11 protein-coding genes are annotated in these 12561 nt (G+C 71.1%); 10 read left to right on the top strand and 1 reads right to left on the bottom strand.

The window, feature by feature from the left end; genetic code table 11:
• Positions 1–152: 152 nt before the first annotated feature.
• Complete coding sequence (locus tag ABT130_RS21310) at positions 153–428, bottom strand: hypothetical protein (RefSeq protein WP_350957653.1); 276 nt, start codon at positions 426–428, stop codon at positions 153–155.
• On the opposite strand from ABT130_RS21310, the gene ABT130_RS21305 reads away from it, so the two are divergent.
• The 10 genes from ABT130_RS21305 (at position 427) to egtD (ending at position 12544) form a co-directional block, all read left to right on the top strand.
• Positions 427–603: a hypothetical protein gene (locus ABT130_RS21305; RefSeq protein WP_350920467.1), complete on the top strand. Its 177-nt coding sequence runs from the start codon at positions 427–429 to the stop codon at positions 601–603. The genes ABT130_RS21310 and ABT130_RS21305 overlap by 2 nt on opposite strands.
• 312 nt (positions 604–915) lie before the next feature.
• Complete coding sequence (locus tag ABT130_RS21300; protein WP_350957651.1) at positions 916–2475, top strand: S1 family peptidase; 1560 nt, start codon at positions 916–918, stop codon at positions 2473–2475.
• A gap of 249 nt (positions 2476–2724) precedes the next feature.
• Positions 2725–3942: an ABC transporter substrate-binding protein gene (locus ABT130_RS21295; protein WP_350957650.1), complete on the top strand. Its 1218-nt coding sequence runs from the start codon at positions 2725–2727 to the stop codon at positions 3940–3942.
• An 18-nt stretch (positions 3943–3960) separates the two neighbouring features.
• Positions 3961–4926: a carbohydrate ABC transporter permease gene (locus ABT130_RS21290; RefSeq protein WP_350920475.1), complete on the top strand. Its 966-nt coding sequence runs from the start codon at positions 3961–3963 to the stop codon at positions 4924–4926.
• Positions 4923–5771, top strand: coding sequence for a carbohydrate ABC transporter permease (locus ABT130_RS21285; protein WP_030909114.1), 849 nt, complete (start codon positions 4923–4925; stop codon positions 5769–5771). Before ABT130_RS21290 ends, ABT130_RS21285 begins: the two co-directional genes overlap by 4 nt.
• Before the next feature lie 156 nt (positions 5772–5927).
• Complete coding sequence (locus tag ABT130_RS21280) at positions 5928–7721, top strand: DUF2264 domain-containing protein (RefSeq protein WP_350957648.1); 1794 nt, start codon at positions 5928–5930, stop codon at positions 7719–7721.
• Positions 7722–8025: 304 nt separating this feature from the next.
• Positions 8026–9285, top strand: coding sequence for an ergothioneine biosynthesis glutamate--cysteine ligase EgtA (gene egtA / locus ABT130_RS21275; RefSeq protein ID WP_350957646.1), 1260 nt, complete (start codon positions 8026–8028; stop codon positions 9283–9285).
• Positions 9286–9355: 70 nt separating this feature from the next.
• A complete protein-coding gene (egtB, locus tag ABT130_RS21270) occupies positions 9356–10717 on the top strand; it encodes an ergothioneine biosynthesis protein EgtB (protein WP_350957643.1) in 1362 nt (453 codons plus the stop codon).
• Positions 10717–11433: an ergothioneine biosynthesis protein EgtC gene (gene egtC, locus ABT130_RS21265; protein WP_350957640.1), complete on the top strand. Its 717-nt coding sequence runs from the start codon at positions 10717–10719 to the stop codon at positions 11431–11433. The genes egtB and egtC overlap by 1 nt, the downstream gene beginning before the upstream one ends.
• Positions 11434–11563: 130 nt before the next feature.
• Positions 11564–12544 carry an L-histidine N(alpha)-methyltransferase gene (gene egtD, locus ABT130_RS21260; RefSeq protein ID WP_350957637.1) on the top strand — a complete coding sequence of 327 codons (981 nt, stop codon included), beginning with the start codon at positions 11564–11566 and terminating at the stop codon, positions 12542–12544.
• The last annotated feature ends 17 nt before the right edge of the window (positions 12545–12561 follow it).

Raw genomic sequence — 12561 nt, 5'->3', positions numbered from 1 at the left:
CACCCCGGGGGGTTTTTTTTTGGTTCCCACCCGTTTATTTTTTATCCCCCCCAATTACCTACCCAACACCCCCCCCCCGGGGGGGGGGGGCCCCGGCCCCCCGCCCCCCCCCGCCGCCGTGTCCGGCCCCGCCTCGAAGGGACGAACGGGCCTCAGGAGGCGGGGCCGACCTCCGGCTCGGGAAACCCGGACCTGTCCCTGCCCTGCTCGGCCTGGCTCGCCCCCTTTGAACCTTCCTCTCCCGGAGTGCGGTGCACGTCGTCCGGGTCCGCCAGGAGCGGCCGCTCGGGGAAGGTGGTGTCCGCCCCCGACCGCTCCGCCACGATCCGGGTCTCGCCGTCGGCGCCTCGTGGACCGGCGGGAGGCAGGGTCTGTTCCGAGACGTCGCGCTCCACCGTGTTCTCGTTCACCTCAGGGTTGTCGGTCATGCCAAGCCTCTCCCCCGGCGGGGTCCGAATATGCCGTCGGACAGGACATCAGGCCGGTATCACCTGGCTCACCGTCGTGCCGGCCGTACTGGCCGTGATGGCGATCGTGGACATCGCCCTCGCGGTGCGCCGCCGGTCACGCACCGCCCCGAACACGACGACGGAAGCGGGCTGAGCCGCCGCGCACGATCTGGCCCCACCCGCTCCCGGTCCGCGAGGCCGTCCTGACCCCATGTGCGGTGGTGGCATCGGCGCGTCCCGGTGACGGCGGACGGCCGTCACCTCGGCGCAGCCGGCGATCAACCGGGCCACGAGCGGAACACGGCGGCGGACCTCGGCCGAAATCACCCTCCGCGTGGCGCGCGGTGTTGAGGCCTTGACCGGCAACGGCTGGATTAGCATGGCGTCGCCCACATCGCATGATCAACCTGCGATACGTGGCGTTCTCCCCCCTCACGCCCGGAAAGCCGAGGTCGAGGAGAGACCCATGTCCCGCAGACACGCCATCACCACGGGATGCGTCCTAGTGATCACCACGCTCACTCTGGCGCCCGCCCCGGCCATCGCCCAGGGCCGGGCCGCGAACACCCCCGCCGCCCCGGGCGCTTGGAAACCACCTGCCGGCATGATCGAGGCACTCCAGCGCGACCTGCACCTCACCAGGGAGCAGGCCCAGACCCGCCTGGTCAACGAGGCCCGCCTGGCGACGGTCGAGGCGGGCCTGCGCGGGAAGCTCGGCGAGCGCTTCGCCGGTTCCTGGTTCGTCGGAACCGTCGCGCAGCGACTCGTGGTCGCCACCACCTCCGAGGCCGACATCCCCCAGATCGTCGCCACAGGCGCCCGAGCGGAGATCGTCACCCGCTCCTTGTCGGACCTGACCGCCATCAAGAACCAGGTGGACAGCACTCCGGCCGCCCACAAGGACGCCGGAGCCGTGCGCTACATCGACGTGCGGACCAACAAGGTGGTCGTCCTCTCCAAGGATGTCGCGGTAGCCTCGAACGCCCTGGAGGCCTCCGGCGCGGACCCGGTCGCGGTGAAGGTGGAACCCTCCAACGAGACTCCCAAACTCCTCGACGACCTCGTGGGCGGCAACGCCTACTACATCGGCACCACGGAGCGCTGCTCGATCGGCTTCCCGGTGACCCGCGGGACCCAGAACGGTTTCGTCAGCGCCGGTCACTGCGGCAAGAAGGGCGACACCACGAGCGGCTCCAACTGGAGCGCCCAAGGTGTCTTCCAGGGGTCGGTCTTTCCTGACAGCGACTACTCCTGGGTCTCGGTGAACGCCAACTGGACCCCCAAGCCCGCGGTCAACAACGGCGCCGGCGGCACCGTGCCCGTCGCCGGCTCCAGGCCGGCCATCGAGGGCGCCTCGGTCTGCCGGTCCGGCTCCACCACCGGCTGGCACTGCGGCACCATCCAGCAACGCGACACCAGCGTCACCTACCCCCAGGGCACCGTCTACCAGTTGGCCCGCACCAGTGTCTGTGCCGAGCCGGGCGACTCGGGCGGCTCGTTCATCTCGGTGGACCAGGCCCAGGGGGTCACCTCCGGCGGCTCCGGCGACTGCACCGCCGGAGGCGTCACCTACTTCCAGCCGGTCGCCGAGATCCTCACCGCCTACGGCCTGAACCTGACGACCGTGGGCGCGGGCACCCCACCGACCACCACCCCTCCGGGCACCACCCCTCCTGGCACCACCCCGCCGAGCACCACCCCTCCGGGCGCATCCCCCTGCAGCGGCTACCCGAAGACCGCCACCGGCCGGCTGAACAACGGCCAGTCCGCCTACCAGCCGAACAACCTGTACTACCAGACGGTGACCCCCGGCCAGCAGTCCGCCTGCCTGGACAGCGCCGACAACGTCGACTTCGACCTCTTCCTCCAGAAGTGGAGCGGCACGAGCTGGGTCACCGTCGCCACCTCCGACAGCCCCGGACCCGACGAGCGGACCAACTACACCGGCACGCGCGGCTACTACCGCTACCTCGTGACCTCCGCGAGCGGCTCCGGCTCCTACACCCTGAGGTACAAGACGTCGTGACGTCCTTCCCGGCGTGAACCCGCCGTACCGTCTTCGCAGCACCTCAAGGGCTCACGCGTAGCGGGCGGCCCGGCCGTGGACGCCCCGTCGCGACGGGGCGTCCACCCGGCGCCCCGCTCCCTGGGAACCACACCTCACGAATGACCCACACCTCCCTCTCCTCCGTGTTACCAAAGCGTTTCTCAAGGGGACTGAACTTTTTTCACACCTTACATTATCCTCCGTTGCACCCCCCAACAGGAGGAAGAAATGATCAGGAGAGTCACAGGGGCCGCGGCGGGTATGGCCCTGCTGGCCGGACTTGTCGCATGCGGCGGCGACAACGGGACGGCCTCGGAGGCCACCACACTGACCTACTGGATGTTCCAGGACCGCACCCCGCAGGCGGGGGAGGTCGTCGAGAAGCTGCGCACCGACTTCGAGAAGGCCAACAAGGTCACCGTCAAGATCGTCAAGATCCCCAAGGACGACTACAACACCAAGCTGGGCAGCGCCGTCGCCGCCGGCACCGTCCCCGACGTCGGCATCCTGGACCAGCCGCTGGTGGCCAGGTACGCGCTCGACGGCACCATCAGGGAGATACCCGCCGGCACCGTCGACGAGAAGACGTACTACGCGGGCGCCCTGAACACCAACAAGGTGAACGACAAGATCTACGGCCTGCCGCTGGACCACACCGCGGTGGCGCTCTTCTACAACAAGAAGCTGGTGCCGACGCCGCCCAAGACCTGGGACGAGCTCAAGCAGACGGCCGCGAAGGTCCACCAGGACGATCCGAAGATCGCGGGCATGGTGGTGCCCAAGGGCGACGGCTACGGCGGCTGGATGTGGCCGGGCTTCCTCGCGGGCGCCGGCGGCTCCCTCGTCGACGAGAAGGACAAGAAGATCCTGTTCGACCAGCAGCCCGGTGTCGACGCGCTCCAGCTCTGGGTGGATCTGCTGCCGTCCTCCCCCAGGGCGATCACCGACTCGGACAAGGCCTTCGAGAACGGTCTGGCCGGCATGATGATCTCCGGCCCGTGGGACGTGGCCAACATCAAGGAGCAGTTCCCCGACCTGGAGTTCGGCACCGCCCCGCTGCCGTACAAGACCGAGCCCGCCGGCAACATCGGCGGCGAGAACGCGGTGGTCTTCAGCAAGGGCAAGAACCCCGAGCTGGCGTGGAAGTGGCTCACCTTCCTGACCAACGCCGACAACAACACCGCGCTGGCTCAGGCGCTGGGTGGCTTCCCGACCAATGTGGCGGCGGCGGAGAGGGACGCGGCCACCTTCGGGCCCGACCAGGCGGCCTTCCTCGAGCAGCTCAAGGTCGCCCATGCCAGGCCGGCCCTGCCGGAGTGGATCCAGATCAACGACGAGATCATCGCCCCCGCGATCGAGTCCGCGCTGAGCGGCAAGGTCACCTCCCAGCAGGCGCTGACCGAGGCGGCGACCAAGACCCGCGCGCTGCTCGGCTGGAACGGCTAACGCGAAAGCGAGGCAAACGTGGCATCTCCGGTGCTGGCTGACAAGCCCGCCGTGACGCCCCTCCCCGGGCGGCGCCGCCGCCCGGGTTTCGGGCGGCGCGACCACGTCATCGGGTGGCTCCTGATCGCCCCCGCGGTGATTTATTTCGTGATCTTCCTGCTCTACCCCGCGCTGGCCGCGCTGTACTACAGCTTCACCGACTGGAACCTGCGGTCGGCGCCCAACTGGGTGGGACTGGCCAACTACTCCGACCTGCTCTTCGACGACGTGCGGTATCCGCACTTCTGGAAGTCGATCCGGGTCACCCTGCAGTACACGCTGATCGCCGTACCGCTGACCCTGGTCACCGCGCTCGCCCAGGCGCTGCTGATCAACACGATCCGCCGCGGTTCCAACCTCTTCCGGCTGCTGCTGTTCCTGCCGGTCGTGACCGCCGAGGCCGCGGTGGGCGCCATCTGGCGCTGGCTGTACGACCCGCAGTACGGGCTGGTCAACAGCTTTCTCGGCCTGTTCGGCATCCCCGGGCAGAACTGGCTCAACACCCCCGAACTGGTCATCCCGGCCCTGTCGTTCATCGCCGCCTGGCAGTGCGGCATCTCAATGATCATCTACCTCGCGGGGCTCAAGGGCATCCCCGACTCGATCCGCGAGGCCGCGATCATCGACGGTGCGGGCCCCGTCCAGCGGTTCCGGAGGATCGTCGTGCCGATGTTGCGTCCCACCACCTTCTACCTGCTGGTCACCGGTGTGATCGCGGCGCTGCAGGTCTTCGGCCTGGTGTATGTGATCTTCTCGGGCGGCGGCGGCAGGAGCGTCACCGGCGGCCCCGAGCAGTCGGGCCTGACCTACGTCCTGCACCTGTACCTGTTCGCGTTCCGCTACGACGCGATGGGCGCGGCCTGCGCGATGTCGTTCATCCTGTTCCTCTTCATCATGATCATCACTGCCCTGCAGTTCAAGTTCGTCAAGCAGGAGGCGTCGTGAGGACGGCCGGGAAAGCACGGCTCGCGCCCGTCTACATCGCCCTGGTGCTGCTGGCGGCCATATCGGTGATCCCGTTCCTGTGGATGCTGGCGACCTCTTTCAAACACGGCTCGGACGTCTACACCAAGGTGCCCAGCCTGCTTCCGCTGGATCGCAAGACCGGTGAGTGGTCGCCCACGCTGGAGAACTACGAGCACGTCCTGCAGGTCGGCGGGCTGGGCCAGGCGTTCCTCAACAGCGTCTGGGTCTGCCTGATACTGGTTCCGGGCAAGCTCCTGGTGGACGCGCTGGCCGCCTACGCCTTCGCCAGGATCCCCTTTCCCGGCAGGGACAAGCTGTTCGTCGTGCTGCTCGCGGGCATGATGGTCCCCACGATCACGCTGCTGGTGCCACGCATCCACGTCACCCAGGCGCTCGGCATGTTCGACTCCGGATGGGGCCTGATCCTGCCCAACGTCGCCTCGGTCCTGGACATCTTCCTGCTGCGCCAGTTCTTCATGTCGCTGCCCGGCGAGCTGGAGGAGGCGGCGCGCATCGACGGCGCGGGACGGATGCAGATCTTCTGGCGCATCATCATCCCGCTGTCGAAGCCGGTGCTCGCGGTCGTGACGATCACCAGCTTCATCTTCCACTGGAACGACCTGGTCTGGCCCCTGGTGGTGCTCAACGACCCCGAGCTCTACACGCTGCCGCTGGCCCTGCAGCAGCTGGCCAGCAGCGAGTCCGGACGGGCGTACTACATCATGGCGGGCGCCGCCCTGGCGGTCATCCCGGTCATCGTGGTCCTGCTGATCTTCCAGCGCCGCATCATGCAGGGGATCGCGTTCACCGGGCTCAAGAGCTGACCGCGCTCTCGGCGCGGGTCCGGCCCGGACGGCAGGGCCTCCGGCGGCCACGGTCACCGATCACCAGAGGGGGGTTCCGCGACAGTGGAACGATCAGCCACGTCATCGGCGGCGCCGGGGGCGGGCGGGAGCGGGACACCGCGTGACCGTGAGGACATGCGCCGGCTCGTGACCGAACTCGTCCTGCCACTGGTCCCCCACCTCAGTCCGGGTCGGGCACGGCTTCGGCTCGGGAGCAACACGGCCCACTACGGCGACGCGGCCGCCGAACTGGAGGCGTTCGCCCGCCCGCTGTGGGGGCTGGCGCCGCTGGCGGCCGGAGGGGGGTCCTTCGAGCACTGGGAACTCTGGCGCCGAGGGCTCGCCACCGGGACGGATCCCGGGCACGAGGAGTTCTGGGGGGCGGTGACCGACGTCGACCAACGGCTGGTGGAGACCGCCGCGATCGGCCTGGCGCTGGCCCTCGCGCCCGAGGCCGTGTGGGATCCGCTGAGCGGCCGGGAACGCGACGACCTCGCGGCCTGGCTGCTCCACTCGATGAACGCCGAGGCCGTCGACAACAACTGGCAGTTCTTCCCCGTCATGGTGGGGCTCGGCCTGGACCGCGTCGGGGTGCGCTTCGACCCCGGGCCCAACCTCGCCCGTCTGGAGCGGCTGGAGTCCTTCGCGCTGGGCGGCGGCTGGTACAGCGACGGCCCCACCGCCCAGCGCGACTACTACGTCCCCTTCGCGATGCACTACTACGGCCTGGTCTACGCCGCCCTGGCCGCCGACCGCGATCCCGGCCGCGCCGGGCGCCTGCGTGAGCGGGCGGCGGCCTTCGCGCTGGACTTCCAGCACTGGTTCACCTCCGGCGGAGCCGCCGTGCCCTTCGGCCGGAGTCTGACCTACCGCTTCGCGGAGGGAGCCTTCTGGGGCGCCCTCGCCTTCGCCGGAGTCGAGGCCCTGCCGTGGGGGGAGGTGAAGGGGCACCTGATGCGGCATCTGCGCTGGTGGCTTGGACAGCCGATCCGCGACTCCGGCGGCCTGCTCACCCTGGGATACGGCTACGCCCAGCCCGCTCTCACCGAGCAGTACAACGCCCCCGGCTCCCCGTACTGGGCGTTGAAGGCGTTCCTGCCGCTGGCACTCGCCGCCGGGCATCCCTTCTGGACGGCCGACGAGGAGGCGGCGCGGGAACTCGCCGCGACCAGCGTCCAGCCGGAGGCGGGGGTCGCGCTGATGCGGTGCGAGCGGGGACGGCAGGTCGTCATGCTGAGCGCGGGGCAGCACCACACGTGGGTGCGGCACGGCGCGGCGAAGTACGCCAAGTTCGCCTACTCGACGTCCTTCGGGTTCAGCGTGCCGGGCGGCTCGTGGGGGCTGGAGCAGGGCGCCTTCGACAGCACCCTGGCACTGAGCGACGACGGGACGCACTGGCGGCCCTGCGAGGTGCCCGAGGACTTCTCCTCAGCCGGCGACCTGCTCCACGCCCGCTGGACACCATGGCCGGACGTGGAGGTCGACACCTGGCTGCTCCCGCGTCCTCCGTGGCACGTACGGGTGCACCGCCTGCGGTCGGGGCGCGGGCTGCTGTCGGCCGAGGGGGCGTTCGCCGTCGACCGAGACCCCGCCGCGCACCGCACCGCCGAGGGCCCCGGCCACGCCCGCCTCGACTCCCCCGCCGGGCTGTGCGTGATCGAGGACCTTCGCGGGACCCGGAGCGGGGAGCTGATCCTCCCCCTGCCGGGCACCAACGTCATCGTCCCGCGCACGGTCATCCCCACACTGCGCGGCGAGCACGAGCCGGGCGAGCACTGGCTGGCCTGCGCGGTCCTCGGCCTCTCCGGCCTGTGGGCTTCCGGCCCCGCCCCCTCCGGCGCCGGATCGGCCACGGGCTGGCCCGAGCCGCCCGGCCCGGAGGAGGTCTCGGCGCTTCTCCCCGGCGGCCACCCGTTCGGGGACCGCTGACGACACCGCGCGGCACAGCGATACAGCGGCACAGAGCGGCGCGCCGGCGGCACACGGCCTCCGGCCCGGTCACGGACGCCGCAGCGGGTGACCAGCTGGACCGACAAATGTGTCGAAATCGCCCATAACGGGAACTTTCCCCCTAGGCGCCTAACCGCTTCCCCGAGCGTCTCACCGGACATGGCACCGCGACGCCCGGGAGCCGGAACAGAGCGCCACGCCGTCATTACTTACCGACACCGCCCACCCCCTGAACATCGTACAAGTCTGTAGATCAGCAGATAAATGTTGAAAGGGGACGGGGATGACTGGTCTGGCGACCGAGAACACGCTGATCCGGAACGCCTCGGACGTGGAGGCCTTCGCCCGGCAGTGCTTTCTCGCCTCCCCCGGCGAGCAACTGGGAGTCGAGCTGGAGTTCCTGGTCTTCGACCGCACGGCTCCCGCCCGCCAGGTTCCGTGGACCAGGATCGCCGAAGTCCTGCCGCCGCTACCCGGCGGGAGTGTGGTGACCTTCGAGCCGGGCGGCCAGCTGGAGCTCTCCGGGCCACCGGGCTCGCTGCCCGACGCGATCACCCGCCTCGCCGCCGATGTGGCCGCCGCGCGCGGAGCGCTGCGGGACGCCGACCTGGTGCCGGTCGGGGTGGGACTCGACCCACTGCGGCCGGCGTGGCGGCAGCTGCGCCTGCCCCGGTACGAGGCGATGGCGGAGTTTCTCGGCATGCCGTACGGGGCGCTGATGATGTGCTCGACGGCCTCGATCCAGGTCAACCTGGACCTGGGCACCAGCCCCGCGACCCGATGGGAACGCGCCCACCTGCTGGGTCCCGTCCTGGTGGCGGCCTTCGCCAACTCGCCGCTCAGCGGGAGCCGGCCGTGCGGGTGGATGTCGGGCCGCCAGGCGGTGTGGGATCGGCTCGACCGCACTCGCACGGCCGCTGTCCCCGCCGGCGGCGACCCCGCCGCCGACTGGGCCGAGTATCTGCTCGACGCCCGCCTCATGGCCGTGCGCGAGGCCCCGGAGAACCCGGAGAACCCGGAGAGTCCCGGGGACGCGCGGTACCGCCCGGTCCGTGACGGCTCGACCTTCCGCGACCGGCTGACCGCGTCCGCGCAGCCGCCGACCCTGGCGGACCTGACCTACCACGCCACGACGCTCTTCCCGCCCGTACGGCCACGCGGCTGGCTGGAGATCCGCTACCTCGACGCCCAGCACCCGGCGAGCTGGCCGGTGTGCGCGGCGGTGACCCACGCCCTGGTGACGGACGACCGCGCGGCCGACGCGGCGCTGGCCGCGGCCGAGCCGTGCGCGGGGATGTGGCTGCGGGCGGCACGCCGCGGCCTGGCCGACCCCCTGCTGCGAAGGGCCGCCGACGCCTGTTTCCGCGCCGCCCTCGCGGCGCTGCCGAGGCTGGGAGCGGCACCGGCCCTGGTCTGCGAGGTCGCCGCGTTCGCCAACCGCCACGTGAGCCCCGGCCGCTCCCCGGCCGCCGACCTGCTGCACCTGGCCGGCGGGCCGGAACGGCGCCTGCCCGACTGGCTGGCCCAGGAAGGACGGATCTGACGCCCTCGTCAAGGCCGGCTCGGGACCCGCCCGGGACCGGGGAGCGGAATCTCCAGCACGGAGGTATCTGATGAGCGACCTCAAGGAACGGATCGCCGCCGGGCTGACCGCCGCGCGGAGCCGGTCCACCGCCTACACCGACGCCGAGGACGACCTGCTGGTCAGGCAGCACTCGCCGCTGATGTCGCCGCTGGTGTGGGACCTGGCGCACGTCGGCAACTACGAGGAGCTGTGGGTGCTGCGGCAGGCCGGCGGGATCACCCCGCTCCGCCCGGAGATCGACGACCTGTACGACGCGTTCCGGCATCCGCGCGCGAACCGCACGGCCCTGCCCATCCTGGGACCGATGGAGGCGCGCCGCTACATCGAGGGCGTGCGCGGCCGGGTGCTGGACGTCCTGGACGCGATCGACCCGCACGGTCCCGACCCCCTGCACCGGGACGGTTTCGTCTTCGGCCTGGTGATCCAGCACGAGCACCAGCACGACGAGACGATGCTCGCCACCCTGCAGCTGTCCGGTGCCCCCGGCCTGGTCCGCGACGGCGAACTGCCACCCGGCCGGCCCTCGGGTGCCGACGAGGTGTTCGTTCCCGCGGGTCCCTTCACGATGGGCACCGACACCCTGTCGTGGGCCTACGACAACGAGCGCCCGGCCCACCGGCTCGACCTGCCCGGCTACTGGATCGACAGGCTACCCGTCGGCAACCGCGCCTACACGGACTTCATCGCCGACGGCGGCTACGACGACCCCCGCTGGTGGTCTCCGCAGGGCCGGCTCTGGCTGCAGCGGAGCCGCGCCTTCGCCCCGCTGTTCTGGATCGCCGATGGCGGCACCTGGTGGCGCACCCGCTTCGGCCGGACCGAGCCCGTCCCCATGGACGAGCCCGTCCAGCACGTGTGCTGGTACGAGGCCGACGCCTACGCCCGGTGGGCCGGCAGGCGGCTGCCCACCGAGGCCGAGTGGGAGAAGGCCTGCGGCTGGGACCCCGAGGCCGGGCGGGCGCGGAGATATCCGTGGGGGGACGACGATCCCGGGCCCGCCACGGCGAACCTCGGGCACAGGGCGGCACGGCCCGCACCGCTCGGCGCCTTCCCCGCGGGGGCGGGCGCCTACGGCACCGAGCAGATGATCGGGGACGTGTGGGAGTGGACCGGTTCGTGGTTCCTGCCCCATCCCGGCTTCCGCAGCTTCCCCTACCCCGAGTACAGCGAGGTGTTCTTCGACTCTCGACACCGGGTGCTGCGCGGCGGATCATGGGCGTCCGACCCGGCCGTGGCCCGCACCACGTTCAGGAACTGGGACCGTCCTGCCCGCAGGCAGATCTTCTCCGGCTTCCGGTGTGCCCGCTCGGCCTTCCCCGAGGGCTCACCAGGGGAATCCCCGGGCCACTCCCCGGAGCATTTCTCCGGGCGCTCACCGGGGCGGCGGTGATGTGCCGCCACGCGGCCTGGCTGGGCGCTCCCCGTCCGCTGTCCTCGCTGATCCACGAGCCCGGCCACGGCCTGCTCCGGCAGTCCCACGCCCCGCGCCTGCAGCGCTACGGCACCGTCAACGCCGACGGCTTCGGCATGGGCTGGTACGACGCCTCCCGCGCCGAACCGGTCCGCTACCGCCGTACGGTCCCCATCTGGGCGGACGCCAACCTGACGGACCTCGCACGGGTCGCCCGCTCCGGCTGCCTGCTGGCCGCCGTACGGTCGGCCACCGCCGGGATGCCGATCGAGGAGAGCGCGACCGCGCCCTTCGCCGACGGGCCGTGGCTGCTCAGCCACAACGGCCGCGTGGCGCGGGAGGCGGTCAGGGAACTCGCCGAGGACGCGGAGAGCTCCTGCGACTCGGCGTGGCTCGCCGCCGCGGTGTTCACCCGGCGGCGCGCGGGCGACCCGCTCGGCGAGGCCCTGATGGAGGTCGTCACCCACGCCGGGGTGAAGGATCCCGACGCCCGGCTGAACCTGCTCGCCTGCGACGGCCGGTCGATCGCCGCGACCGCCTGGGGCGACACCCTTTTCCTCCACCTCGGGGACCACCCGCGCGACGGCGTGCTCGTGGCGAGCGAACCGCTGGACGACCGGCCCGGCTGGCAGGCCGTACCGGATCGGACCCTGGTCCTCGCCTCCGCGGACGGCGTGCGCATCCAGCCACTGTGACAGATCCGTGACAGGGCCGCGACAGCACCACGGCAGCACCACGACAGGGAGGAGCCGGACCACAGGAAACACAGCACCCCGGTCACGGACCGGCGAGCGGGACCCGTGACCCACAGCCCCAGGAGGCCCCGTGTCAGTCAGCCAGTCAGCCGTACACCTGGTGGACCATCTCGGCCGCGACCACCTTCACCAGGCACTCGAACACGACGTCCGCACCGGGCTGACGTCGACGCCCAAGTGGCTGCCGCCCAAGTGGTTCTACGACGAGGCCGGCAGCGAGCTGTTCTCCCGGATCACCCGGTTGCCCGAGTACTACCCCACCCGCCGCGAGCTGGCCATCCTGCGCCGGCACGCCCTCGACATCGCCACGCGCTCCGGCGCCGACACCCTGGTCGAGCTCGGCTCGGGGACCAGCGAGAAGACCGTGCTGCTGCTCGACGCCCTCTCCGCGACGGGGACGCTGCGCGTCTACACCCCGGTGGACGTCGACGGGGCGACCCTGGGCGACGCCGCGCGGTGGCTCGCCTGGCGCTACCGCGGCCTGACCGTCCGCGCGATCTGCGCCGACTTCGAGGCGCACCTGGCGCTGCTGCCCCGTACCGGACGGCGGTTGGTGGCCTTCCTCGGCGGCACCGTCGGCAACCTCGCCCCGGCGGCACGCGAGGTCTTCCTGAAGGAGTTGCGCGCCACGCTACGCCCCGGCGACACCTTCCTGCTCGGCGCGGACCTGGTCAAGGACATCGACCGGCTGGTCGCGGCCTACGACGACGTGAGCGGGGTGACCGCCGCCTTCAACCGGAACGTCCTGCACGTGATCAACAGGGAGCTGGGCGCCGACTTCGACCCGGACGCCTTCGAGCACGTCGCGCTGTACGACGCGCGGCACGAGTGGATCGAGATGCGGCTGCGCGCGAGCCGCGCCATGCGCGTGCGGATTCCCGATCTCGGCCTGCGGGTCTCCTTCGTGGCCGGGGAGGAGATGCGCACCGAGATCAGCGCCAAGTTCCGCCCTGAGGGCCTGCGGCAAGAGCTGGTCACCGCCGGATTCGGGATGATCGGCCATTACACCGACCCGACCGGCGACTTCAGCCTCGTCCTGGCCGGCACCTGATCGCCGATGGCCTGACC

It is taken from the genome of Streptosporangium sp. NPDC001681, assembly GCF_040298085.1.
Classification (GTDB): domain Bacteria; phylum Actinomycetota; class Actinomycetes; order Streptosporangiales; family Streptosporangiaceae; genus Streptosporangium.
This window is presented reverse-complemented; position numbering and strand designations above follow the sequence as displayed.

Excerpts from the sequence above, each read along its gene's own strand:
- ABT130_RS21305 (WP_350920467.1), top strand. The coding sequence starts at position 427 with ATGCCAAGCCTCTCCCCCGGCGGGGTCCGAATATGCCGTCGGACAGGA.
- ABT130_RS21310 (WP_350957653.1), bottom strand. The coding sequence starts at position 428 with ATGACCGACAACCCTGAGGTGAACGAGAACACGGTGGAGCGCGACGTC.
- ABT130_RS21300 (WP_350957651.1), top strand. The coding sequence starts at position 916 with ATGTCCCGCAGACACGCCATCACCACGGGATGCGTCCTAGTGATCACC.
- ABT130_RS21295 (WP_350957650.1), top strand. The coding sequence starts at position 2,725 with ATGATCAGGAGAGTCACAGGGGCCGCGGCGGGTATGGCCCTGCTGGCC.
- ABT130_RS21280 (WP_350957648.1), top strand. The coding sequence starts at position 5,928 with ATGCGCCGGCTCGTGACCGAACTCGTCCTGCCACTGGTCCCCCACCTC.
- egtA (WP_350957646.1), top strand. The coding sequence starts at position 8,026 with ATGACTGGTCTGGCGACCGAGAACACGCTGATCCGGAACGCCTCGGAC.
- egtB (WP_350957643.1), top strand. The coding sequence starts at position 9,356 with ATGAGCGACCTCAAGGAACGGATCGCCGCCGGGCTGACCGCCGCGCGG.
- egtC (WP_350957640.1), top strand. The coding sequence starts at position 10,717 with ATGTGCCGCCACGCGGCCTGGCTGGGCGCTCCCCGTCCGCTGTCCTCG.